The sequence below is a fragment of the Sporosarcina sp. P16b genome, from assembly GCF_002743065.1.
GTDB lineage: Bacteria > Bacillota > Bacilli > Bacillales_A > Planococcaceae > Sporosarcina.
Genome location: NZ_PDYO01000002.1, coordinates 308,356 through 332,956 on the forward strand (window position 1 = coordinate 308,356; position 24,601 = coordinate 332,956).

Consider the following 24,601-nt stretch of genomic DNA (forward strand, 5'->3'; position numbering starts at 1 on the left):
CTCTCTATCCTACATCATTTCATAAGATTGTGGCAATTTATGAACGTCACTTTCGATAAATAGTTTGCTTTTCTATACTCGTTGCTAGAAAATGGAGGGATAGTCACACTATACGAACTAGGAGGAGTGCAATGCTTACTTTTGAAGAGTATGAGTATACACGCCCGGATATCGAAAAACTACAAACAGAATTCAAGACTGCACTTGAACAGTTTAAGCAAGCAAACTCATTTGATGATCAAGCTGAAATAATGGAGCATATAAACATGTTGACGAGTGATTTTAGTACGGCGGAGAATATCATGTATATCCGTTCTTCGATTGATACGAATGATGGCTTTTATCAAGATGAACGGGATTATTTTGATGTGATTGGGCCTCAATTCCAAGCCTTGCAAAGCGATTATTACCAAGCTGTAATCTCTACGCCTTTCCGGGCACAATTAGAAGATAAATGGGGGCCACAGCTATTTAAGCTTGCGGAGAATGCCATTCATTCGTATTCAGATGAAGTCTTGCCTCTTTTACAACGAGAAAACCAATTAGTTTCCGAGTACTCGAACCTCGTAGCTTCAGCACAAATCGAGTTTCACGGCAAAACGCTGACATTGGCACAACTTGGACCATTTAAAGAGTCACTTGATCGCTCTGTAAGAAAAGATGCTATGAATGCCACTGCTGATTTCTATGCGTCAAATGAAGTTCATTTCGATAGAATTTTTGATCGTCTCGTTGCCGTGCGTCATGAAATCGCTACAACACTCGGATTTAAAACTTTTACAGAACTGGGATATATACGTATGGACCGGATTGGCTATGATGCATATATGATGGAGCACTTCCGAAATCAAATTCGAACACATGTAGTACCATTGGCTGAGAAGATTCGTGGTATGCAAAGTCGGAGAATAGGGATCTCACAAATGAAGTTTTATGATGAACCTTTGCATTACCCCGAGGGAAACCCTCAACCTAAAGGTTCTCCTGAATGGATTGTAGAAAATGGACAAAAAATGTATCAGGAGCTATCGCGTGAAACCGGACGCTTTTTTGATTATATGAAACGTAAAAACTTATTGGATTTGGTGGCGAAAAAAGGCAAAGAAGCTGGCGGCTATTGTACATTTATAGATAATTATGATTCCCCGTTCATCTTCTCTAATTTTAATGGAACTTCAAGTGATATTGACGTTTTGACGCATGAAGCAGGCCATGCATTCCAAGTCTATTCGAGTCGTTCAATTGGCATCCCCGAATACATTTGGCCAACGACTGAAGCAGCAGAAATTCATTCCATAAGTATGGAGTTTTTCACTTGGTACTGGATGGATCGCTTTTTTGGAAGCGATGCAGATCGTTATCGTTATGCACACTTACTTGAAAGTGTATTGTTTTTACCTTATGGAGTTGCGGTGGATGAGTTTCAGCAACGCATCTATGACAATCCTGACATGACACCAAGTGAACGTAAAGCGGTATGGAAAGATATCGAAACCATTTATTTACCTAATCGGGATTATGATGGACATCCCTATTTAGAACAAGGCGGTTTTTGGCAAAGACAAGGTCATATCTATGAAGCGCCGTTTTATTATATTGATTATGCTTTGGCGCAAATTTGTGCGCTTCAATTTTGGCAACGATCTTTACATGATTTCGACGAAGCATGGACAGATTATTTGGCACTGTGTCAATTGGGCGGAAGTAAATCATTCTTGGAACTCGTTACAACGGCCCATTTAAGATCACCGTTCGAAGATGGAACGGTTGAATCGATAATGGATTTCATTGGCGAATGGCTGGTTGATCATCAGATTTCTTGATTTTACAGGAACACAAAAGGATGTACAGAATGTCATGTTGACGACTTTCTGTACATCCTATTTATGATCCAACCGAGGGGCATTAAGAATATTGATCACTTCTTTTACTTACCTACTTTTACTAAAAAAGCAAAAAGCCGTACTGGCTCTTTGCTTATCATTTCACTACTATAGAAAGAAATTACATTAACCCTTTGGCATTACCTGCCGAATCGACATCCATATTGAGCGCTGCTGGATTTTTTGGTAAGCCAGGCATAGTCATGATGTCGCCGGTCAGACAAACTAAGAAACCTGCTCCGAGTTTCGGTAAGATATTGCGGATTGTGATCAAGAAGTCTGTTGGACGTCCTAACTTTTTTGGATCATCGGAAAACGAGTACTGCGTCTTTGCCATACAGACCGGTAACAAATCCCAGCCATTCTTTTTGATTTCGGCTAAATCTTTCTTTGCCTGATCGGTAAATATAATGCCTGCGCCACCATATACTTTTTGAACAATCGCTGTGAGTTTTTCTTCTACAGATTGCTCTACTTCATAAATCGGCGCGAAATTATTTGGCTCTTCCATCACTTTCAGAACTTCTCTCGCCAATGCTTCACCGCCCGCTCCACCATCTTGCCACACATCAGTTAAAGCGACTTTGACATTATTCTCCTGACACCACTTTAGTACTACCTGAAGTTCACTATTAGAGTCGCCAACAAAATGATTGAGCGCGACAATAGGTTCCACCCCGAACGACAGAATCGTTTCGACATGCTTTTCCAAGTTAACTAAACCATTTTCTACAGCTTGACTATTTTCTACTTTTAAATCCTGCTTCGCAACTCCGCCGTGCATTTTGAGTGCACGAATTGTCGTTACAAGAACGACTGCATTTGGCTGGAATTTACCGATGCGCGCTTTAATATCCATAAATTTCTCCGCACCTAAATCGGATCCAAATCCTGCTTCTGTCACGACATAGTCAGCCAGATTACGCGCTGTATTCGTTGCAATTAACGAGTTACACCCATGGGCAATATTTGCAAACGGTCCACCGTGAATGAAAGCTGGTGTGCCTTCGATCGTTTGAACGAGGTTAGGTTTGAATGCATCTTTTAGCAAAAGTGTCAACGCACCTTCTACACCTAAATCACGCACAGTCACGGCTTCTTTTTCATACGTATAGCCGATGACTATTTCGGACAAGCGCTCTTTTAAGTCTTGTAAGCTAGTCGCCAGACAGAATACAGCCATGATTTCGGATGCTACTGTAATATCAAAACCATCTTCACGTGGTACGCCTTGTGCTGGTCCACCCAAACCAATTGTTACATGGCGGAGCGCACGGTCATTCATATCCATGACGCGTTTCCATGTAATCCGACGAGGATCGATCTTTAACGCATTGCCCTGATGCAAATGGTTATCGATCATAGCGCTCAGCGCGTTATTAACCGTTGTAATGGCATGAAGGTCTCCAGTAAAGTGCAAATTAATGTCTTCCATAGGCAGAACTTGGGAGAAGCCGCCACCCGTTGCTCCACCTTTGATACCCATTACGGGTCCTAATGAAGGTTCACGCAATGCAATCATAGTTTTCTTACCTAAACGAGAAAGCGCATCACCAAGACCCACTGTCACTGTCGATTTTCCTTCTCCAGCTGGTGTTGGACTTGTAGCCGTTACGAGTACGATCTTTGCTTGTGAAGTTTTTTTGGGAATAAGGTCTACATTAATTTTTGCTTTATATTTACCATATAGCTCCAATGCATCCAAGGGAATTCCTGCTTTGGATGCTATGTCTTCAATTGGTTGCATAATTGCTTTTGAAGCGATTTCCAGGTCTGTCAGTGTCTTTACTTCTTTCGTCACTACTTCCACTGCCTTTCTATACAGGGTATATGGTTTAGTTTGAAATGGCTAAAACGATTTTACCGAATTGTACACTGTCATCCAGCCTAGTAAATGCCTCACTTGCATTTTCAAGAGGAATCACTGAATCAATAACAGGATGGATTTGATGCTCTTCAACTAACGCTAACATATTGCGTAATTCTTCACGACTTCCCATCGTAGTGCCAAGTAACGAATACTGACCGTAAAAGAATTCACGTAAGTTCAGTTCGATGGTATCTTCTGTCGTTGCACCAAATACTACGATCCGACCACCTTTTTTTAGAATTTCAAGAGAACGATTGAATGTTGCCCTTCCCACACTCTCAATCACAAGATCCACACGTTCATCTTGTAGTTCTGTTGGCCAATCACTATTCGTATCAATCGCTATATCTGCACCGATTTTCATTGCGTGATTTCTTTTTTCTTCACTTCTTGAGGACACGATGACCCGCGCTCCCATTTTCTTTGCAAATTGAATCATATAGGTCGCGACTCCACTTCCTGCTCCAGGAATAAAGACGGTTTGCCCTTCTTCTATACGACCCCTCGTCACTAGTGCACGATAACCTGTAAGTCCGGCTAGGGCGATAACTGCAGATTCATTCCATGTGAGATGTGATGGCTTTTTCTCTAGCTGTTCTGAAGATATGCAAATCTTCTCAGCAAACGTGCCATGATCCGGCATACCTAAAATATCAAACTCAACTGGAGGCGCATCGCTTTCTTCGAACCATCGAAGGGATGGATTAATAATTACTTCGTCTCCTATGTTCCAACCGGTTACACCTTCTCCGATTGATTCAATCGTGCCTGCGCCGTCTGATCCCATTACCAATGGTTCTTTAGCATCTCCACGTCGTTTAGGTATAGCAGTATCACGGCGATTAAGTCCTGCTGTTTTCAATGCGACAATTACTTCACCATTTCCAGCTGAGGGATCGGCGATATCTGTATAGTGGAGCTCACCATTTTCATGAACGAATGCTTTCAATCAACTCATCCTCCTTGGGTTTATCTACGACTCTATCATAACGTATTTCATTCTATTTTCCTACATTTCACGCTATTTGATTATTCATTATTTTGTAATATAAGAAGTGACTGACATGGTGTAGGGTAGGGGATTTCCGTTCCGAGCGGACGCTTTCCTGCGGGCATGGCTTGAGCCAAGCGAACAGCGAAGGGTTCGCTTTGCCGTATTTCTGTGTACTTTGCAGAAATTAAGGCATCTGTCCGTGGTCTCAAGACTCATGCTCATAACGCTTCGCTTATAATCGCAGAAGTAATTGCTATTCCCGCGGGAGTCGCCGCTCGGAACGAAAATCCCTGCACAGTAAATAGTAGTAACTTTTTGTTGAGCATTAAAGTCAGAATAGTAAATAGTACTGAACTGGATCTGCACTTAAACTAAGAATAAGTCCAAAGACTACAACAATAACCACTCTAATGCCAGTAAATGATCTACATCTCTTTAGGCAGGATTAAATTGGAAGTTGTGGCGACTCAGGGGGGATCAAGCCCGACAGGTGAGACAATCAGATGGAGCTTTCGAATTGGTGAGCCCACCGCTCGGCCCATGGAAAGCGTCCGCCAGCTGGAGTTTCAATCCCCTCCTACTCTCTACTAACTTATCCAGCTTTTCCGATTTTAATTTTAGATTTCTAATAAAAAAAACGATGTCCCACGAAGTATAATCACTTCCAGGGACATCGTATTATAGTGTGCGTCTTTTATATTTAGCGAGCTCGAGCAATTCTAGTACATCTTTCTTAGGAAGACGGATAGCTAACTCCATCAGCTCTTTCTCAGCTGATCGACGTCCTTTTCCGCTACGATACTTCTCTTTATTCACTGCGTCGATTTCTGCATATAGCTCATCAATTTCTGTTGGCCATTTACCAGAGGATTCGACATTCATCGTTTCACGAAGACGATCATAAAGTGATTCTACTGTATTACCTGTCGCTTTGAAATACGGAGTAAATGTTACCTCACCCATAATCAATTCATCGGTAGAAACAGAAAAACGCTCTGAAATTTTAGCGATCCATGCAGCGGATGGTGCGTTCTTACCGCGCTCCCAATCTTTAATTCGACTAGCTGATGTGCCAATTGCTGCTCCAAATGCCATCATCGATAGTCCTCGACGTTCTCTCAGTGCCTTTAAACGCAGTCCAAAATCATCCTTACTCCATTCGTTCAACGAAATACCCCCTGTATGACCTATAGTGTATTAATTTTATTATCAAAACAGTCTTTTTGTCAATTTATTTATTTATGAAACTTTTACTATAGTTAAAATGGCAGTGAAGCTAATGATATCGCTCAGTATCCACTTCTTTGACGTGCGTAGTTTTCTTCATTTTTATCTATGTATGCTTGTATAATTTGTTCTTCAGTAAAACCGAGCGTATTCGCAAGCGCTCCGTAGTTCACCCAGATTTTTTTATAATCTTCAAATGCTAATGAATCCAAGAATGCATAAATAGATTGACCTGTTTGAATAAACTGCTGTGTCAAATTTTGATCTTTCGTATCACTTGCCGGCCATTCTTCCAATCCATCAAAGCCTTTTTCAATTCCTAAAGATAATAAGAAATGAATAGAATCCACATACTCTTCTAAAATAACGCTGTCAGCTGAAGGACCTTTCGTGCTCCAGAATTTAAAACAACGCGTTTCGTTAGCCAACTCAGAAAGTTCGACTACTAATGCCAGACCTCTTTCAGTAAATGTTTCATTCGTTTGATGATTTTTTTGAATATATGTATCGAGCGCTCTTTGCATTTCAAATAGTTGATGTAATTTCAATTAAATTCCCTCCACCATTTCGCTAGTAAATGAAACCTTTTCCCATACTCATCCGTATAGTACAGTACTATATCGTTTGCAGGAGCTGATTTCATGATTTTATTGATCCGCGTCTTCATTATAGCATTGGTTATTTATTTGTTTTATGCCGGCATTCGCTATTTGACAGATGCTAAGCGAAAGCTGGATGAAGCGTATGAAAAAGAACAATATTATTTTTATGACGATGTGAAAAATATCCGTAAAAACTTCTTTATTACGTATAAAGGTGCGATGTTTGAAGGTGAGAAATATCTAGGCACCACGTCTGATTCTTTTGATGTTGTTTCCATTTTCATTTGGGTAAAAAATGAAGCAAAATTGCAAGGTATGACAAAAGAGGATTTTCATTTTCTTGAATCCGAAGTACGAACGAATTATCCCCATGCTGAAATCAATTGGAAGAACCCAATTGAACAATTAATGAAATCTTGATTGGATGGAAATAGCTAAGAAAAGCTATTTCCTTTTTTATATTAAAATGTAACGGTTGTTGGGAATTTCACACCATATATCGCTAGTAGCAGCACTATGTCAATCATCATCAGAAGTAGAAATCCAATACGGAAATGGGTCTTTCTCGTTTTGTGATGAAAGAATTGCATGCCAACGTACGCACCTACTCCACCACCAAGCAGTGCCAATAACCATAGATTTCGTTCTGGTACACGTTGCCTTTTCTTTTTAGCTTGTCTTTTATCATACCCCATCGCCAAAAACGCCCAGAGTGACAGGATGACCATATAAATCAATAGAGTTTGTGCCATTTCAGCCATTCCTCCATACGAAAAAAATCCACCTTCATTTCCATATAAGAATGAAAACGAAAGTGGATTTTGGTTCATCTTATTTTGCTACAGATTTTTTTGCTGTCTCTGCAAGTTGTGCAAATGCTGATGCATCTGTCACTGCAAGTTCTGCAAGCATCTTACGGTTAACATCGATGCCAGCTACTTTCAAGCCGTGCATTAATGTGCTGTATGAAATACCATTCACACGAGCAGCCGCGTTGATACGTGTAATCCATAGTCTACGGAAATCACGTTTTTTGTTACGACGGTCACGGTAAGCATAGTTATAAGATTTCATTACCTGTTGGTTTGCTACCTTATAAAGTCTATGTTTTGAACCAAAATAACCTTTTGCTAATTTCAATACCTTTTTATGACGCTTGCGCGTTACTGTTCCACCTTTTACGCGTGGCATAGTGCATTACCTCCTGCTTATCCTTTAAGTGTGTGTTCGGTCTTACTTCATGTATGTGAGCATTTCGCGAATACGCTTGTAATCGCCTGAAGAAACTAGTGAAGACTTACGTAAGTGACGCTTAGCCTTCGTAGATTTGTTAGCAAATAGGTGACTTGTGTAAGCACGGCCACGTTTTAATTTACCAGTTCCAGTTCTTTTGAAACGTTTCGCGGAACCGCGGTGAGTTTTCATTTTTGGCATGTTCTGTTCCTCCTAAATTGTTCGTGTTACTGTTTTTCGGCAAGTGGGGCAAGTATTAAGAACATGCTCCGACCTTCCATTTTTGGTTTAACTTCAACAGTTGCAACTTCTTTGCAAGCTTCTGCAAAGCGATCAAGAACTCGTTGGCCAATTTCTTTGTGCGTAATTGCACGGCCGCGGAAACGAATCGAAGCTTTCACCTTATCCCCATTTTCCAAGAACTTGATTCCGTTACGAAGTTTCGTTTGGAAATCATGCTCATCGATTGTAGGGCTAAGTCGAACTTCTTTTACGTTGATGATCTTTTGATTCTTACGTACTTCACGCTCTTTCTTTTGCTGTTCGAACTTGAACTTTCCATGGTCCATAACACGAGCTACTGGGGGCTTCGCTTGTGGAGCAACAAGAACTAAGTCCAGGTTTGCTTGAGCAGCAATTTCTAAAGCTTCATTACGTGTTTTGATACCGAGTTGTTCGCCGTTGTGATCGATTAATCGCAACTCACGTGCTCTGATACCATCATTTACGTACATGTCTTTGCTAATAGTAATCCACCTCCGAATATTGTCTCGTGAATACATGTTTTGGTATATCGGAAATTCCGACTGCAAAGTCCCATAGGTCTATCCATTTTACAAAATAAAAAAAGTAGACAAATATGATTTGTCTACCCGCGTAAGTATACTATGCTAGTACACATAGATATAAACTTATTGTGCTAACCTGGCAACAACTTCATTGCGTCGAACAGGTGAGAAGCGGGTAGCCTCTTCTTATACCACAAACTGTATTCAGTTAACCTTATTAATAATATCATCTTTAGTATCTAGTGTCAACAACTCTGCATATCCTATTGTCGGATGCACAAGTTACGTTTGAATTAATTCAACTTTTTAAGTATAGCGCGTTATGGAAACTATTGCAACTATTATTTTTTCTGTTTAAGAAAAGTTGAATGAAAAACGACTTAACATCTACTTCGGTGTCTGCGGCTGGCTCCTGCATGTATCGCCAACCGCCTGTATGACACCTTCGTTTAGTTAGTGGGAATACTTAACGTAATTAGTTACAGTTCAATAAAGTCGTTGATTGAACAGAAGGCGCCAACTTCAACGGATCCGTTCAGCACGAGCTCAAGAAAAAGCGTCTGACCGAAACGACAATCCGCAATGCCTTGTCTTCATTCAATCTATCGACTTCATCTTGATCCTTAATCCTTCTTCACATCTTCTTTGATTAGCGCAAGGAATGCGTCGAATGACATGCTTTCAGATTTCTGTTCGCCGTATTTACGAACATTGACTTCGCCAGCTTCCATTTCACGGTCTCCAAGTACAAGCATATACGGAAACTTTTGTACTTGTGCTTCGCGGATTTTATAACCAATCTTTTCGTCACGGCTGTCTACGTCTACTCGGAACCCAGCCAATGCCAATTTCTCTTTGATTTCCTCTGCATAATCAAAGTGCACGTCAGGCGATACTGGGATGAGTTCTACTTGAATCGGTGCTAACCATGTTGGAAAAGCTCCTTTGTATTCTTCAATTAAGAAGGCAACAAAACGTTCCATCGTTGACACGACACCTCTATGGATGACGACTGGACGATGTTGCTTACCATCTTCACCGATATACGTCAGATCGAAGCGCTCAGGTAAGAGAAAGTCAAGTTGTGCAGTGGAAAGAGTTTCTTCCATTCCAATCGCTGTTTTTACTTGTACATCTAATTTTGGACCGTAGAATGCTGCCTCGCCTTCTTCTTCTGTATACGGAAGCTCCAACTCATCCATCGCTTCTTTTAACATAGTTTGTGCACGTTCCCACATTTCATCGTCATCAAAATATTTCGTTGTATCTTCAGGATCACGATACGATAGACGGAATGAATAATCTTTAATATTAAAGTCTTTATATACTTCAATGATCAACCTAACGACACGTTTAAACTCTTCTTTAATCTGATCAGGACGCACGAAGATATGTGCATCATTCAATGTCATTCCACGAACACGTTGAAGACCTGAAAGTGCACCGGACATTTCATAACGGTGCATCGTGCCAAGTTCCGCCAAACGAAGTGGCAAGTTACGATACGAATGAATGCCGTTTTTATAAATCATCATGTGGTGAGGACAGTTCATTGGACGTAAAACGAGATCTTCGTTATCCATACTCATTGTTGGGAACATGCCATCTTGATAGTGATCCCAGTGACCTGAAGTTTTGTAGAGTTCTACACTTCCAAGTACTGGAGTATAGACGTGCTGATAGCCTAGTCTTTCTTCTTTATCTACAATATAACGTTCTATTACGCGTCGAATAGTAGCGCCTTTAGGCAACCATAGTGGAAGACCTTGTCCAACTTTTTGTGAATTCGTGAAGAGATTCAGTTCTTTACCGATTTTACGGTGATCCCGTTCTTTCGCTTCTTCAAGCATGCGCAAGTGTTCTTTCAACTCGTCTTTTTTGAAGAATGCTGTTCCGTAGATACGTTGAAGCATTTTGTTATCGGAGTTCCCTCTCCAATAAGCGCCTGCAATGCTTAACAGTTTAAATTCTTTTAGTTTACCTGTAGATGGGACATGAATACCACGGCATAAGTCGAAAAATTCACCTTGTTCATAGATGGATACTTGTTGATCTTCAGGAATGGCTTCAAGAAGTTCCAATTTGTATTCATCGTCAATTTCTTTGAAACGTTTTTCGGCTTCAGCACGGGATACATCGTGACGAATGATCGGCAAGTTTTCGCCAATGATGCGTTTCATTTCCTTTTCTAATTCGGGTAAGTCTTCTGCAGTGATCGGTGTAGGCGAATCGATATCATAATAGAAGCCATTTTCGATAGTAGGTCCTATTCCTAGTTTCGCATCCGGGAATTTGCGTTTGACGGCTTGTGCCAAAAGGTGAGCCGTACTATGGCGCAGAATTTCCAATGCTTCATCTGACGTTGGAGTAATGATACTAATATCTCCATCTGTATGAATTGGTGATTTCAAATCGATCAGCTGATCTCCAATTTTTCCCGCCAATGCGCTCTTACGCAATCCGGGACTGATGGAGCCCGCAATTTCTTCTGTTGTTACGCCATCCTCGAATTCTTTTACTGCACCATCTGGAAATGTTAAATGAATATTTTCTGGCATGTGTATGACTCCCTTTCTTTTTTTGAACGCAAAAAAGCCTCATCCCTAAAGGGACGAGGCTTGAGCTCGTGGTTCCACCCTTCTTCCTTCTATTCGCAAAAACACGAAAAGACCGAAGCTTTCGATCGGCTAACGGGCCGTTACCGTCACCAGCTACTAGATTTCACTGATGCTGCTCGGAGGTGGTAAATTTATCTTCTGCCTACAAGGGTTTCAGCCATGCCCCCTGTTCTCTGGAAAGGTGAAAAATAAATCATTGTCCTCTTCGATGCATTTTAACATGTTATGAATGTTGAACTGTGTAATAGTATAGAAAAGTTTGAGCATAATTGCAAGTGTAATTTATTCATTCTTTCAACAAAGCAAGTTTATGAAGAAAGATTAATCCCGCCAGTTTTCCCCACCCAGTTTGAATGGTTGGCTAACCATACGAATTCTCTCCATAATTCGTGCAGCTTTAATAGGTTCTTTTTCCCCGCGCTGACTCGTTGTAAGGTGATGTTCCAATTCATTATAATCAAAATTGGATGTGAAGAATACAGGTAGTTTTTCCGCCATACGGTACTGTAGAATCGTACCTAGCACTTCATCGCGTGTCCACGTGGACATCGTTTCTGCCCCAATATCATCCAGCATCAAGACAGGAGCCCTTTTTACAAACTCTATTTTCTCGTCCAATGTTTGGTTTTGGATAGATTGCTTCATTTCACGCAGGAACTCTGGCACATATACAACAACAGTCTGTATACGTCTAGTTGCCAATTCATTCGCCAGCGCGCCTAAAATAAATGATTTTCCAATACCGAAGTTACCGAATAAATAGAAGCCTCTTTCGGGGACCTTACCAGTAGACTCAATTTGATTCAGGAAGTCTTTAGCCGCGCGCATGACGATCACGCGACTATCTTCTGAGAGAAAGTTCACGTCAGATAGGCGTGCTTCCATCACTTCTTTAGGCATGTACATACTGTTCACCATTTTCGAGATGTTTCTACGTTCATCTGCCAACTGCTTAGTAGGACAGACTACGTAATCAATATCAATCAGGCGCTGGGCTATGACTAGTTTCGGCTCAAAGCCTTTCATGACATTGATACACCCTTCAAGATTCGGACAGCGCTCACATGCGTGTGAAGCCGATGTAAATTCATATAATTTACCTAGACTGCGGTTGACCACTTCTGTATTGACTTCATCGGAATGATCGCTAATAAATTTTTGTACAGCCGGGTCTTCCATCACTTCTGTTCGAAGCTCGTCGTATTTCTGAGCTAACGATGGAGCATTCACTACGCGTTTCATCGCATCCCCAATTCGTTCCATATTATTTCACCTCTGATTCTTGAATCCCCAATTCTTTCAATAACTTCTGGCGTTCTTCCTCTACATTGAAGTCATCAGGTTTTTCGGATTTCTTCTTCTTTTTATCGCGCTTTGAAAACCATTCTGGAACTTTTTCTTCCCTGGTTGGCTTTCGGCTTCTAGGCGTTGATTGCTTGCCTTCTTTAAGCCATTTCATGTATTGATCATGTTCTTCTCTTGATAACTTCAAAGCCGTTTTCGCATCATTTACTTGTTTATTCGCCCAATGTGAAGCAATGCGTTCCACAAAACTACTAGTGATTTTTCCATCATTACGTAGCATTACATATTGTAGCAAGACATTGACGACACCTACCGGGAATTTATGCAGATTGATTAATCGTTCAGCAAGTTGAATATCTACAAGGAATGGTTCTTTTTTGCTTACTTTACGTAACATCTCTTTTGGTGGTGTATGTTCCAAATAGAATAGCAATTCTTCGTCACGGCTCATATTCTCTTTAGGCATTTCATCGACGATCGGTTGTGTAAATACCGACTGTAATTTTGGTGGTTGCTTGGACGTATTCATCTTATAAAATTCCGCAGCTGCCTTACGGACTTTTTCTTCTGTCAGCTGGTGGTTTTCATCCATTGCAATCATTACGACCTTTTGCATATCAAGTGGACTAAGTGAATACAAGAAAGCCAGCATCGCAATCATTTCCTGAGAAATAGTGCGTAACGAAGCTTTAGGGATCATTTGATCGGATAGTCCGTTATAAAATAAATCGAAATTAAAATTCAATACGTAAAACGGTATGCCAGGCGGTTCACTTTTTCCTTGAAATTGCATTCCGGCAGTCAATTCCATCGCTTGATCGCCTCTTGCAGGTGTATAGACATCTAAAAATGTCCGTGATATATCCTGATACTCCTCTTTCGCAATAGGCTCCTCTAAAAACCGACCACGCAACTGACGATAAGGTTGCTCTCCGATTTTACTGAACAAAAACGTTGATAGAAGCGGATCATTGAAGAAAGAAGGTGCATCGAGCGGCGGTAATAGTTCGTAGAGGAAAGACCGCTTATTTATTTCTTGTTTTTTCTTATACGTACGTAATAACCCAATAGCTTCTAACGAAATCCTCGCTTCAAAAATGGTTTGAAGTGGGAAAGAAGACATATTCATCAAATAATAGTGGGTATGTTCTTGCGGTTCTCTGCTTTCCGCATCTGTCCACAGTGTCATAAACAGACTGACCGCTTCGGGACCGATCAGTGGCTGATAAAAAAGCGTTAGCATCTGCCGATCATATGCAGAAAAAGGATGTGCTAACTTTACTTCGAAGGAATCGACAGGCTGCAACTCTGTATAAAGCATTTTAACAATCGCCTCCCCTTCTAGATTACAACTTACTCTTGTTCTTCATCTTTCCTGTTTTGCAATTGTTGCAACTCGTCTATGAAGATTGTGATGTCTTTGTAGTGGCGGTAGACAGATGCAAATCGTACATAGGCAACTTCATCCACATCCACTAATCGTTCCATCACCATTTCTCCCACTTGTTCGGAATCTATTTCGACATTTCCTGAGCTTCTTAGTTCTTTTTCGATAGACGCCACGATATCTTTTAATTGCTCGATCGGTACCGCGCGTTTTTCACAAGCGCGAATTAATCCTCTCAGCAACTTTTCACCGCTGAATTCTTCTCGCGTCTTATCTTTCTTTACGACAACTAACGGAGAATGCTCCACTTTTTCAAATGTCGTGAAACGAAAACTGCATTTTTCGCATTCACGTCTTCGTCGAATGGAGCGATTTTCTTCCGCGGGCCGTGAATCAATTACACGTGTTCCGTTGTAGTGACAAGCTGGACATAACATAGTTAGTTCCTCCGCATATTCATTAGTACTTTTCATTATAACAGAAACTATCCATACAACAACAAACGGACATGGAAAAGCACTTCATCCTGTAAGATGAAGTGCCGATTCATTCATTAAGAAGTTACTTTGTCAGTTAATGCAGAAGCGACTTTTTTCGCCAATTGCACAACACGTGCTGAATAACCCCATTCATTATCATACCATGCAAGTACTTTGATTTTACGATCGCCCATGACGATAGTAGAAAGTCCGTCAAGTGTTGCGGATTCTGTTGTCGTATTGAAGTCGATCGATACAAGTGGTTCTGTAGTAAAGCGAAGAATGCCTTTCATCGGGCCTTCTGCAGCTTTACGGAACGCATTGTTTACTTCTTCAACCGTCACATCTTTTTCTACGTCCACCACCAAGTCCACAAGGGATACGTTCGGTGTCGGGATACGTAATGCTAGACCATGAATCTTCCCTTCAAGTTCAGGGAGTACAAGTGATAAAGCTTTTGCAGCACCTGTTGAAGTAGGAATGATGGATTCTCCGCAAGAACGCGCGCGACGCAAATCTTTATGGGGGTTGTCTAGGTTCTTCTGATCATTCGTATAGGCATGTACTGTTGTCATTAAGCCGTTTACAATACCAAATTCATCATTCAATACTTTTGCAACGGGCGCTAAACAATTTGTCGTACAACTAGCATTAGAAATTACACTATGTTGGTTGACGTCTAATTTGTCGTCATTTACTCCGATCACAACTGTTACGTCTTCATTTTTACCTGGAGCTGTTAAAATTACTTTCTTTGCTCCGGATTCCAAATGAAGTGCTGCTTTCTCACGGGAGTTGAATACGCCTGTTGATTCTATAACAATATCTACACCCAGTTCTTTCCAAGGTAATTTCGAAGGGTCACGCTCAGAAATTAATTGTACACGTTTGCCATCGACAATTATTGCGTTTTCTTCTGCTACGATTTCACCATCGAAAACACCGTGTGTTGAGTCATATTTCAAGAGATGTGCAATTGTTTCAGCGGGATATGTCGCATTGACAGCAACAAGATTAACATCATCTTCTTTGATAATCTGGCGGAATACCATCCGTCCAATACGGCCAAGTCCGTTAATTGCAATTTTTGTAGTCATTAAAGGGATCCTCCTGCATGTATGTTATACTTTATATCTTTAATCGTTCATTAGTATAACATATTTTATCCTTATGCCAACACTATTACACATTAAATTCACAAATAAATTCCCTACAGCCATTATCTTGGCACAGCTTGCCAATTTCCGAGGATTGCATCCAACTGTTTTTCAGTTTCATCTAGTGTCTCGTTATTGTATATAACCGCGTCAGCACCTTGTTCTTTGCTATCCATATCCAACTGCGATGCGATTCTGGCATCCGCTTCTGCTTCTGTCCATTCGTTGCGAGCCATCAGTCTTTGCTTTTGAATTTGCTTCGTGACCGAAACGACGATAATCTTTTCTACATAATCCTGCAGTCTACTTTCAAAAAGTAACGGGATGTCCATAATGACGGTTTGATAGCCTTGAGTTAAATAGTCTTCTTTCTGATTGACCATTCGCCCCCTGATTGCAGGGTGCATTAATTCATTTAACTGTTGCCGTTTCTTTTGATTACCAAAAATTATGGCGCCGAGCTGTTCGCGATTTAATGTGCCATCTTCGCGTAACACTTCTTCACCGAAAGTCTGTTGAATCTTATCAAGCAATGGGCTACCTGGCTCAACAACTTCCCTCGCGATGACATCCGCATCGACAATAGGGTAACCTTTTTCACGCAACATATTGGCTACAGTACTTTTCCCGCTTGCAATACTTCCCGTCAATCCGATAATCACGTTCACCACTCCTTATTTTTGGCATGCTGGACAATAGACAGAGGTTCTGCCCGCGATCTGCTTACTTTTTGTCGGCGTGTCGCATGCTACACATGTTTTTTTACCGTACATATGCAGTCGATCTTGCATCGTTCCCGCATTGCCGTTAACTGAACGATAATCAGATATGGTACTGCCCCCCGCGTCGATACTTTCTTGTAAAACGCGTACAATCTCTTCAAACAATAAGATTTTACGCTTCCTGCTAATCCGTTCCGCTGTACGACCCGGATGAATTTTCATATGAAACAGCGCTTCTGTAGCGTAAATATTGCCGCATCCCGAAATGACTTTTCCATCCATGATCACTTCTTTAATAGGTTTTCTTTTATATTTCGGAGTTTCTGCCATCGATAAAAAATGGTCCAGCGCTTCTTCAGAAAAAGGTTCGGGTGCCATCTCTAACAAAGGAGGGAAATCTTCTTCCGCCTGCAGTAAACGCATTTCGCCGAATCTTCGTATATCCGAGTAGACTAGTAATCCGCCATCTTCCATTTCTAAAAAGACATGTGCATGTTTCCGAAACTTCTCTTCTGTAATTTCATCAGGAGAGTTCACGACAAACCATGCACCCGTCATGCCAAGATGGCTGACGAGTAAGTATGGTTGCTTTTCTTTCAATAAATGAAAATAAATATATTTACTGCGACGCACAATTTTCTCGATTTGCATTTGCTCCATGCCATGAAGAAAGTCGTCTACAGATTTCCCTTTAATAATCGTTTCTTTTCCTGCCGTTTTAGAAATGACCACGGTATCAGATACAGAAAGCTGCTTAACCGTTCGCCCTTCTACGAGCGGTGCAAGATCGCGCACCACTCCTTCTACTTCCGGTAGTTCTGGCATGTATATCACTCACTTTGTTTCGTACCAAGACTTGCCATAATTCCAATCCACTTTCAACGGAACGTCGAGTTGAATCGTTTGTTCCATGACTTCCGGTACGATTTCTTTTAATTTCTCCAGCTCTTCCATTGGCGCTTCAAAGATCAATTCATCATGCACTTGCAGTAACATACGTGCTTGCATATTTTCTTTTTCAAGTCTGGCATCCATATCTATCATCGCTTGTTTAATGATATCTGCTGCAGTTCCTTGAATCGGTGTATTCATCGCCGTACGCTCTGCGAAACCTCGCAAGTTGAAATTTGAACTCGTGATATCCGGCAAATACCGTCTACGCTTCAATAGTGTCGTCACATAGCCTTTTAGCTTAGCGTCAGTAATACTGTCATCCATATATTGTTTGACGCCTGGGAAGCTTGCTAAATACGTATCAATGAATGTCCCTGCTTCTTTACGGCTAATATTCAAACTTTGTGATAATCCATAATCACTGATGCCATAGACGATACCAAAGTTAACAGCTTTTGCTGCGCGACGCATATTGCTATCGACTTCCTCTTCCTTTACACCAAAAACGTCCATTGCAGTTTTCGTATGAATGTCCGCACCTTGGCGGAATGCTTCAATTAATTTTTCATCTTGCGAAATATGTGCAAGTACACGCAATTCAATTTGTGAATAGTCAGCCGCAAACATAATCCATTCTGATTCAGATGGAATGAAAGCTGCACGTATTTTGCGCCCTTCTTCCAAACGGATCGGGATATTTTGCAAGTTCGGATTGATCGAGCTCAATCTCCCCGTCTGTGTTAAAGCTTGCTGGAATCTCGTGTGGATCTTTCCATCTTCATGAATTTCTTTTGTGAGCCCTTCAATATAAGTTGAATTTAATTTACCGAGCTGTCTGTATAGTAAAATATGTTGAATGATTTCATGTTCGCTTTCAAGCTTCTCTAACACATCCGCAGCTGTCGAGTAACCCGTCTTCGTTTTCTTGATTGGAGTCAATCCGATTTTTTCAAATAAAATGACACCGAGCTGTTTAGGCGAATTAATATTGAATTTCTCGCCAGCCATTTCATAAATCATCTTCTCAATTACCGCCAGACGTTCCGATAACTGTTCACCAATCGTTTTCAGCACATCTACGTCCGTTTTCACACCGGTTACTTCCATTTTTCCAAGTATCTTTGCTAATGGTAATTCGAGGTCATGGAACAAGTCTTGCTGTTCATTGTCTTCCAACTGTTTTGTGACAACTGGATACAGCTCCCACACCGCATGTGCTTTTCTCGCGGTATGGTTGGCAAGTTGTTCAGATGCTGGTACAGTTCGTTTGGCCCCTTTACCGTAGACCACTTCATCATTTTCTACACCATGATAGCCGAATGAACGTGCGATTTCAGAGACTTCATTCGTCGAGAATGAAGGATTGACGATGTATGCCGCCAGCATGAGATCGAATTCTGCACCATTTAGTTCCATGCCAAGGCGCGCAATCGCTGCATAAGCTGATTTGGAATCGGAAACTAATTTACGTGTTGTCTGGTCTGCAATCCAGTTCTTAAAGAGATCCGATGTAGTCGCTAATTCAGTAGAAATGAAATACGTATCGGAGTCATCTGAAAGACCGATACCCAAAATATCTTGAGATAAATAATTATCACCGTCAATCTCGACATGTAAAGACATCGTATCCGTCAGCATTTCTGAAGTAATCTCTTCCACCATGCGGACGTTGATTTCTTCTAGTGGTTGAACCTCGACAGATACATCCATCTTTTCAAGCAATGATTTAAATTGTAATTCTTTATATAGTTGTATCACTTCTTCTTCGTTTCGTCCGACAAAGTCCATATCATTCAATGACACAGTAATCGGTGCGTGTACTTCAATTGTGGCGAGTTCTTTACTCATGAATGCTTGATCTTTATTATTCACGAGGTTTTCTTTCATTTTCTTTGCGGTAATTTGCTCTATCGATTCATAGACTTCCTCTACAGAACCGTATTCCTTCAATAATTTGATCGCAGTTTTTTCGCCAATCCCAGGTACGCCTGGGATATTGTCGGACGCATCGCCCATCAAACCTTTCATGTCGATGATCTGTAGTGGTGCAAGACCATATTTTTCTTCAATATGCGCAGGTGTGTATTTTTCAAGATCGGTAATGCCTTTTCTTGTAATACATACCGTCGTCTGATCATTCGCCAGTTGCGTTAAATCTTTATCTCCAGAAATGATGACGACTTCCGCTTCTGCATCACTGCATTCTCTGCTTAATGTCCCGATAATGTCGTCCGCTTCATATAGATCGAGTTCATACTGCGTGATGCCGAACGCTTCAATTAGTTTACGAATATATGGGAACTGTTCCGAAAGCTCTGGTGGTGTTTTTTGCCGTCCACCTTTGTATTCTGTAAACGTACTGTGGCGGAATGTAGTTTTTCCTGCATCCCACGCTACGATCACATGCGTCGGTTTTTCATTCGCTAAGATGGTCTCTAACATCATAGTAAAACCATATACCGCGTTTGTATGCACACCTTTTTCATTCGTTAATAACGGTAAAGCGAAAAACGCACGATAGGCTAAGCTGTTTCCATCCAATAAGACGACTTTCTTTTTCGTCAAAATCCATCCCACTCCTTTATATTCGTCACTATAAAAAAACGTCATTTTCATCTAGTTTACCACGTTTGGCAACTCGAATGAAAATGACGCACTTATGATTACTCGATATTGCCGCTTAATAGCTTGGCATATGGAGAATCAGCTGGTAGGATGATCATCGTTTCGTCATCCACGACTTTCGTATAAGACTGAAGTGTTCTATACAGTTTGTAGAATTCTGGGTCTTTTGCATACGCCTCGTTATAAATTCTTGCCGCTTCCGCTTCACCTTGCGCAGTGACGATCGCGGCTTCTTTTTTCGCTTTTGCTAACATTTCCTGAACTACACGGTCCGTTTCTGCTTCGATCTTCTGCTTCGCTGCATCACCTTCAGAAAGGTAGGATTGTGCAGTCGAATCACGCTCTGAAATCATCCGTGTGTAGATAGACTGTTCGTTTTCTTCAGGTAAATCAATACGCTTCATACGAACATCCACTACTTTAATGCCATAATTCCCATCGTCCAAAAACTTATTTACTTTGGCCGTCACATCGTCATTCAAGCTTCCGCGAGAAGAGTCTTCATCATTGACAACATTGACATAATCTAGACGTCCCATTTCATTACGGACTACAGAATAAATGAATTCTTCCATTCTAGCTTCGGCATTGACAATATTACGTGCATTGGAAATCATTTTAGCGGGATCTGTAATATGCCATATTGCATAATTATCAATGATAATCCGTTTCTTGTCTTTTGTATTAATTTCCGCTTCTGATACGTTAGAAGTCATTCGGTTTTTCGGCAACGTACTGACACTTTGAATAAATGGTATTTTCATATGCATTCCGGGCTTTTCGATAATTCGTGTAATCTCACCGAACTGACGGACGACGCGGTATTCATTTTCTTTGACGATAAATAAGTTGGATAACAGAATCACCAGAATCGCAAAAACGACTGTTAACGAGATAATGAGTTTTGTATACTTTTTCATATCAAACGCTTTTTTCGGTCGCATCTGCGTAACTTTAGGATCAGCATCTGGTTTCTGAGCATTTCTTTTTTGGTCGGTTTCCCCCATCTTCTTAAGGGCATCTTCTATCTTCTTGAAAGGGTTTTGTTCGTTACTCATGAAGCTTTCCCTCCTTTTTCAGCCGACTTATCCTTTTCTCCCGTTACAGGCGGCTGATCTTTTTGCAGCTGTTGGAGTGGTAAATACTTCATCGTTTCTCCGCTATCGTTCATAATATACAGATTTGCTTTAGGTAACACTTGCTCTAGCGTCTCAATGATCAAACGTTCACGAGTGATATCTTTACTTTTCGCATATTCATTATATAAATCACTGAATACCGCTACGTCGCCACGCGCTTGTTCGATACGTGCCGTCTTTTTCCCTTGCGCTTGGGATTTGATGGCGTCACGTTCACCAATTGCTTCTTTCGTTCTTTGGTTCTCGTACTTTTTCGCTTCATTAATCTTCGTGTTTTTCGTTTCGCGCGCATCGGTTACAGCGGTAAATGCTGCACGTACTTCTGCATTGGGTAATTCAACATCTTGCAACTTCACGCCTTGTACCGCTATACCGATATCATATTTCTCTACCAAACTAGTCAATAACTCACGAGTCTTTGCTTCAATTTCTGCTTTCCCATCCGTTAGCGCCGCATCAATTGTGGAACTACCGATGACAGAACGTATGGAAGCAGATGCCGCATCCCTCAAGATTTCAATGGGGTCTTCTGCATTGAATAAATACTTCTTCGGATCCACTATACGCCACTGCACTGTCAGATCGGTCAGCACGATATATTCGTCCCCTGTTATCATCTTTGTTTCCTTATCAACGATTTCACCTGACTTATCTTGTTTGTAACCGAAATGAATGCTGTACGTTTCTTTTGATAAGATTTCTGTTTTCTGAATCGGCCAAGGTAATTTAAAATGTAGACCAGAGTCCGTCACGGGTGCGCCAGCTTGACCGAATGAAATGACGACAGCTTGTTCTGATTCATCTACTGTGTACCACGTAGTAAAGACGATCAATAAAAGTAATAAGCCGGTGACAAACAAGCCCAGTGTCACCAGGATCCTCTTTGTGCTCATATCTGTTCCTCCTTTTCTATGTATGACTACTGTACGGAACAGTAGTCGAGTAAGTTTCATTTTTCTATACTACATTTGTTCATCAATGGGTAAATGAATACGAAAAACAGTGCCGACACCCACTTCACTGTCCACTGTGACAGTGCCTTGATGCGCTTCAGCAATGTGTTTCACAATCGCTAGACCCAATCCTGTACCACCTGATTCCCTGCTTCTCGCACGATCTATGCGGTAAAAACGTTCAAATAGTCGCGGTAACTCTGAAGGCATGATGCCAATCCCTTGATCGCGAACGGTGATTTCCACGTTTCCTTCTATTTCTTCTACAGAGACCGTCACAATCGTTTTCTCTTGCGAGTAGGCAATGGCATTATTCAATAAGTTCACCATGACTTGCACTAAACGATCATGATCTGCAGGAATTATGAATTGTTCTGGCATATGCAAATCAATTCGCATATCTTTTTCCTGTACTCTTGCCTGAACGATTTTGATGGATTGCTCGACTACTTCAATAACATCCACAGGCTCTCGTGTAATTTCAAAGCTTCCACGTTCCATGCTAGATAATCGCAATAAATCTTCAATCAATAATTGCAGACGATTACTTTCTTTATACATAATCTCTAGGAAATCTTTCTTCACCACAGGATCTTCCACCACACCGTCAAGCAACATTTCCGAAAAACCTTTAATCGACGTAACAGGTGTTTTTAATTCATGGGACACATTTGCCACGAAATCTTTACGTATTTGTTCCAGGCGGACCAACTCTGTAATATCATGCATGATAATAACGATTCCGAGCCAGTTGCCGTTTTCACCTATAACAGGCGCGCCGTATACTTCTAAATGGCGGATGCCTTCCTTGAGTACTACTTGAGATTGGAATGAACGTACTTCCTCTGTTAAAAAAATGGTTTCAATTTCTCTTTCAATATCCGCTGGCAATCCGATATCTTTAAACGTTTTTCCCATTAGCTCTTCTCCATCGCGATGGAAGGTTTCTTCAAACACGCGATTGACCAAGTTGATTGCACCTTGTCTGCCAAACATCAATAGGCTGCTACCAATGCTACTGACCAATGTCTTTAAGCGCTCTTGTTCCATTGCGCGAAGTGCAGAGTTTCCTTGTAATTTCTGCGCGACTTCATTGATGGAATTCGTCAGTTGATGATTGATTTCCGAGTCTTCATTATGCGCTCGCGCCTGATAATTGCCTCGTGCCAATTGATGAATAACACCTGTGAAGTGATCAATCGGCTGAACATACTGCTGAAGGATTTTTGCCATAACGAACATCGTGACAACAAATACTAAAACGAGTATAAACAGTAAGTAGACCCAATAGGTTTGTTGTATTGTTGCATCCACATTTTCTCCAAATAAATGAAAAAATTGTCCTAAGATAATTCCTAGCACAATTAATAGAATGGATAAAATGATGGCGGATGCAGTTAAAATTCGTGTGTAATAGTATTTCATCTAGTTTTGCTCCCCGAACTTGTAACCGACGCCTCTCATCGTTTTAATATAGCGCGGTTTCCTCGTATTTTCTTCGATTTTATCGCGCAGATGGCTCACATGTACATCCACAATTCTAGAATCTCCTGCAAATTCGTAATTCCAGACTGCTTGTAGCAACTGATCTCGAGAGAACACGCGATTCGGATGCTTCATGAAATGAACAAGCAACTCAAATTCTTTAGGTGTAAATTCTAGCGGCTTTTCGTCCAAGTACACTTCCAAGCGTTCCGGATATACTGTCAGCTGTCCCGCAACCAATTTCTTTTCCTTCATATGGTTGCGCTCACCTGTACGCCTAAGAACTGCACGTACTCTTGCCGCCACTTCACGGGGACTAAAAGGCTTGGTCATATAATCATCGGCACCCATTTCTAGCCCAACGATTTTATCCATCTCTTCCCCTTTAGCAGTTAACATAATGATTGGCGTTTCAATATTTTCTTTTCTCAACATACGGCAGACTTCTATTCCGTCTATTTTCGGCAACATTAAATCTAGAATAATCAAATCGGGTTGTTCCTCTAATACTTTTTCCACGGCTTCTTCGCCGTCATTTGCGAGTACTGTTTTATAGTCCGCTTGCTGCAATGTGAATTCAAGTAGTTTTTGTATAGATTGTTCATCTTCCACAATTAAAATCTTTTGCTGTTTAATTCCCATCCGGCGATTCCTTTGTTTGTGCCAGTTTGACAGGAAGCTTTTGTGGCGCGATCACTACTACTTCTCCGCTCATAATTCGTTCGCCTTCCTGATCAGTTGCATCTACTTGGATCGTTACTTGGTTTGACTGAACTTCAAGTTTCGTGACTTCCAGAACGAATTCGACTATCGAGTAATGATAGACCGGTTTAGGAAAATGCAGTTGCTGATTGATTATATGTGCGCCTGGTCCTGGCATATGTTTCGAAATGGCGGCTGTTACGATACCCGTCAACATAATGGGTGGAACGATCGGCTGTCCATATATCGTCTCCGCTGCATAATCATGTTGCAAATAAAGCGGATTGGCATCATTCGTTAATCCCAGGTATAGCATCAAATCTTTATCTTCTATTTTCTCGGTTAAGTGTAACCTCTCACCGATTTCTAACTCTGTGATATCTTTCCCTATCAATTTCCGTCTACTTTTCAACAAACAAACCCCTCCTATATTTCTAAAGTCATCTTTGAAAAAAAGCTGAAAATTACTTCAATAATTAAATTATAACAATCCACCCAAGAAAAATCGAGCTAACGAGAAAAAAGATCGGACGGCTAC

23 protein-coding genes and 2 other annotated features are annotated in these 24,601 nt (G+C 41.0%); of the genes, 2 read left to right on the top strand and 21 right to left on the bottom strand.

The window, feature by feature from the left end; translation table 11 throughout:
• The first annotated feature begins 131 nt into the window (after window positions 1–131).
• Window positions 132–1,823: a M3 family oligoendopeptidase gene (locus tag CSV77_RS04635; protein ID WP_099672479.1), complete on the top strand. Its 1,692-nt coding sequence runs from the start codon at window positions 132–134 to the stop codon at window positions 1,821–1,823.
• A 181-nt stretch (window positions 1,824–2,004) separates the two neighbouring features.
• Here CSV77_RS04635 and CSV77_RS04640 read toward each other — a convergent pair whose 3' ends face one another.
• The 4 genes from CSV77_RS04640 to CSV77_RS04655 all read right to left on the bottom strand — a co-directional run bounded on the left by CSV77_RS04640 (window position 2,005) and on the right by CSV77_RS04655 (window position 6,522).
• Entirely contained in the window at window positions 2,005–3,684 is a 1,680-nt protein-coding gene (locus CSV77_RS04640) for a formate--tetrahydrofolate ligase (protein WP_099672480.1), read from the bottom strand.
• A 34-nt stretch (window positions 3,685–3,718) separates the two neighbouring features.
• Complete coding sequence (locus tag CSV77_RS04645; RefSeq protein WP_099672481.1) at window positions 3,719–4,702, bottom strand: zinc-binding dehydrogenase; 984 nt, start codon at window positions 4,700–4,702, stop codon at window positions 3,719–3,721.
• A gap of 723 nt (window positions 4,703–5,425) precedes the next feature.
• Entirely contained in the window at window positions 5,426–5,914 is a 489-nt protein-coding gene (locus CSV77_RS04650) for a helix-turn-helix domain-containing protein (protein WP_051210452.1), read from the bottom strand.
• Between the two features lie 122 nt (window positions 5,915–6,036).
• Window positions 6,037–6,522 (bottom strand): dUTP diphosphatase, encoded by a 486-nt coding sequence (locus tag CSV77_RS04655; RefSeq protein WP_099672482.1) that lies wholly within the window; start codon window positions 6,520–6,522, stop codon window positions 6,037–6,039.
• A 93-nt stretch (window positions 6,523–6,615) separates the two neighbouring features.
• Here CSV77_RS04655 and CSV77_RS04660 point away from each other — a divergent pair, with 93 nt between their 5' ends.
• A complete protein-coding gene (locus CSV77_RS04660) occupies window positions 6,616–6,996 on the top strand; it encodes a sigma-w pathway protein ysdB (RefSeq protein WP_099629676.1) in 381 nt (126 codons plus the stop codon).
• 41 nt (window positions 6,997–7,037) lie between these two features.
• Here CSV77_RS04660 and CSV77_RS04665 read toward each other — a convergent pair whose 3' ends face one another.
• The 17 genes from CSV77_RS04665 to CSV77_RS04745 all read right to left on the bottom strand — a co-directional run bounded on the left by CSV77_RS04665 (window position 7,038) and on the right by CSV77_RS04745 (window position 24,478).
• On the bottom strand, window positions 7,038–7,337 hold the full coding sequence (locus CSV77_RS04665) for a DUF1294 domain-containing protein (protein WP_369802729.1): 300 nt from the start codon (window positions 7,335–7,337) through the stop codon (window positions 7,038–7,040).
• Between the two features lie 70 nt (window positions 7,338–7,407).
• Window positions 7,408–7,767, bottom strand: a complete 360-nt coding sequence (gene rplT / locus CSV77_RS04670) for a 50S ribosomal protein L20 (protein ID WP_085131190.1) — start codon at window positions 7,765–7,767, stop codon at window positions 7,408–7,410.
• Window positions 7,768–7,809: 42 nt separating this feature from the next.
• Complete coding sequence (gene rpmI / locus CSV77_RS04675; protein ID WP_099629674.1) at window positions 7,810–8,010, bottom strand: 50S ribosomal protein L35; 201 nt, start codon at window positions 8,008–8,010, stop codon at window positions 7,810–7,812.
• Window positions 8,011–8,036: 26 nt separating this feature from the next.
• Window positions 8,037–8,591: a translation initiation factor IF-3 gene (gene infC / locus CSV77_RS04680; RefSeq protein ID WP_099629673.1), complete on the bottom strand. Its 555-nt coding sequence runs from the start codon at window positions 8,589–8,591 to the stop codon at window positions 8,037–8,039.
• 53 nt (window positions 8,592–8,644) lie between these two features.
• Window positions 8,645–8,791, bottom strand: a sequence feature (ribosomal protein L20 leader region).
• A 429-nt stretch (window positions 8,792–9,220) separates the two neighbouring features.
• A complete protein-coding gene (thrS, locus tag CSV77_RS04685; RefSeq protein WP_099672484.1) occupies window positions 9,221–11,155 on the bottom strand; it encodes a threonine--tRNA ligase in 1,935 nt (644 codons plus the stop codon).
• A gap of 46 nt (window positions 11,156–11,201) precedes the next feature.
• Window positions 11,202–11,433: a binding site (T-box leader), on the bottom strand.
• Between the two features lie 103 nt (window positions 11,434–11,536).
• A complete protein-coding gene (dnaI, locus tag CSV77_RS04690; RefSeq protein WP_099629671.1) occupies window positions 11,537–12,478 on the bottom strand; it encodes a primosomal protein DnaI in 942 nt (313 codons plus the stop codon).
• Window position 12,479: 1 nt separating this feature from the next.
• Window positions 12,480–13,841 (bottom strand): replication initiation and membrane attachment family protein, encoded by a 1,362-nt coding sequence (locus tag CSV77_RS04695; RefSeq protein ID WP_099672485.1) that lies wholly within the window; start codon window positions 13,839–13,841, stop codon window positions 12,480–12,482.
• Window positions 13,842–13,873: 32 nt separating this feature from the next.
• Window positions 13,874–14,344 carry a transcriptional regulator NrdR gene (gene nrdR, locus CSV77_RS04700; RefSeq protein ID WP_099629669.1) on the bottom strand — a complete coding sequence of 157 codons (471 nt, stop codon included), beginning with the start codon at window positions 14,342–14,344 and terminating at the stop codon, window positions 13,874–13,876.
• Window positions 14,345–14,460: 116 nt separating this feature from the next.
• Entirely contained in the window at window positions 14,461–15,483 is a 1,023-nt protein-coding gene (locus CSV77_RS04705) for a glyceraldehyde-3-phosphate dehydrogenase (RefSeq protein WP_099672486.1), read from the bottom strand.
• A gap of 122 nt (window positions 15,484–15,605) precedes the next feature.
• Window positions 15,606–16,205 carry a dephospho-CoA kinase gene (gene coaE / locus CSV77_RS04710; RefSeq protein WP_099672487.1) on the bottom strand — a complete coding sequence of 200 codons (600 nt, stop codon included), beginning with the start codon at window positions 16,203–16,205 and terminating at the stop codon, window positions 15,606–15,608.
• A gap of 12 nt (window positions 16,206–16,217) precedes the next feature.
• Window positions 16,218–17,090, bottom strand: coding sequence for a bifunctional DNA-formamidopyrimidine glycosylase/DNA-(apurinic or apyrimidinic site) lyase (mutM, locus tag CSV77_RS04715; protein WP_099672488.1), 873 nt, complete (start codon window positions 17,088–17,090; stop codon window positions 16,218–16,220).
• Between the two features lie 9 nt (window positions 17,091–17,099).
• Complete coding sequence (gene polA, locus CSV77_RS04720; RefSeq protein ID WP_099672641.1) at window positions 17,100–19,724, bottom strand: DNA polymerase I; 2,625 nt, start codon at window positions 19,722–19,724, stop codon at window positions 17,100–17,102.
• 98 nt (window positions 19,725–19,822) lie between these two features.
• On the bottom strand, window positions 19,823–20,842 hold the full coding sequence (hflC, locus tag CSV77_RS04725; protein WP_099672489.1) for a protease modulator HflC: 1,020 nt from the start codon (window positions 20,840–20,842) through the stop codon (window positions 19,823–19,825).
• Window positions 20,839–21,816 carry an FtsH protease activity modulator HflK gene (gene hflK / locus CSV77_RS04730; RefSeq protein WP_099672490.1) on the bottom strand — a complete coding sequence of 326 codons (978 nt, stop codon included), beginning with the start codon at window positions 21,814–21,816 and terminating at the stop codon, window positions 20,839–20,841. Before hflK ends, hflC begins: the two co-directional genes overlap by 4 nt.
• A gap of 69 nt (window positions 21,817–21,885) precedes the next feature.
• Complete coding sequence (pnpS, locus tag CSV77_RS04735) at window positions 21,886–23,301, bottom strand: two-component system histidine kinase PnpS (protein ID WP_099672491.1); 1,416 nt, start codon at window positions 23,299–23,301, stop codon at window positions 21,886–21,888.
• Window positions 23,302–24,003 (bottom strand): response regulator transcription factor, encoded by a 702-nt coding sequence (locus tag CSV77_RS04740; RefSeq protein ID WP_099672492.1) that lies wholly within the window; start codon window positions 24,001–24,003, stop codon window positions 23,302–23,304.
• The gene (locus CSV77_RS04745) at window positions 23,993–24,478 is read right to left on the bottom strand and encodes a MaoC/PaaZ C-terminal domain-containing protein (RefSeq protein ID WP_099672493.1); all 486 of its coding nucleotides are present in this window, start codon (window positions 24,476–24,478) and stop codon (window positions 23,993–23,995) included. The genes CSV77_RS04740 and CSV77_RS04745 overlap by 11 nt, the downstream gene beginning before the upstream one ends.
• Window positions 24,479–24,601 lie beyond the last annotated feature (123 nt).

Bases quoted from the DNA above. Each gene is read 5' to 3' on its own strand.
- CSV77_RS04635 (WP_099672479.1), top strand. From the start codon at position 132: ATGCTTACTTTTGAAGAGTATGAGTATACACGCCCGGATATCGAAAAA.
- CSV77_RS04660 (WP_099629676.1), top strand. From the start codon at position 6,616: ATGATTTTATTGATCCGCGTCTTCATTATAGCATTGGTTATTTATTTG.
- CSV77_RS04665 (WP_369802729.1), bottom strand. From the start codon at position 7,337: ATGGCTGAAATGGCACAAACTCTATTGATTTATATGGTCATCCTGTCA.
- rplT (WP_085131190.1), bottom strand. From the start codon at position 7,767: ATGCCACGCGTAAAAGGTGGAACAGTAACGCGCAAGCGTCATAAAAAG.
- rpmI (WP_099629674.1), bottom strand. From the start codon at position 8,010: ATGCCAAAAATGAAAACTCACCGCGGTTCCGCGAAACGTTTCAAAAGA.
- infC (WP_099629673.1), bottom strand. From the start codon at position 8,591: ATGTATTCACGAGACAATATTCGGAGGTGGATTACTATTAGCAAAGAC.
- thrS (WP_099672484.1), bottom strand. From the start codon at position 11,155: ATGCCAGAAAATATTCATTTAACATTTCCAGATGGTGCAGTAAAAGAA.
- dnaI (WP_099629671.1), bottom strand. From the start codon at position 12,478: ATGGAACGAATTGGGGATGCGATGAAACGCGTAGTGAATGCTCCATCG.
- CSV77_RS04695 (WP_099672485.1), bottom strand. From the start codon at position 13,841: ATGCTTTATACAGAGTTGCAGCCTGTCGATTCCTTCGAAGTAAAGTTA.
- nrdR (WP_099629669.1), bottom strand. From the start codon at position 14,344: ATGTTATGTCCAGCTTGTCACTACAACGGAACACGTGTAATTGATTCA.
- CSV77_RS04705 (WP_099672486.1), bottom strand. From the start codon at position 15,483: ATGACTACAAAAATTGCAATTAACGGACTTGGCCGTATTGGACGGATG.
- mutM (WP_099672488.1), bottom strand. From the start codon at position 17,090: ATGCCAGAACTACCGGAAGTAGAAGGAGTGGTGCGCGATCTTGCACCG.
- hflC (WP_099672489.1), bottom strand. From the start codon at position 20,842: ATGAGTAACGAACAAAACCCTTTCAAGAAGATAGAAGATGCCCTTAAG.
- hflK (WP_099672490.1), bottom strand. From the start codon at position 21,816: ATGAGCACAAAGAGGATCCTGGTGACACTGGGCTTGTTTGTCACCGGC.
- pnpS (WP_099672491.1), bottom strand. From the start codon at position 23,301: ATGAAATACTATTACACACGAATTTTAACTGCATCCGCCATCATTTTA.
- CSV77_RS04740 (WP_099672492.1), bottom strand. From the start codon at position 24,003: ATGGGAATTAAACAGCAAAAGATTTTAATTGTGGAAGATGAACAATCT.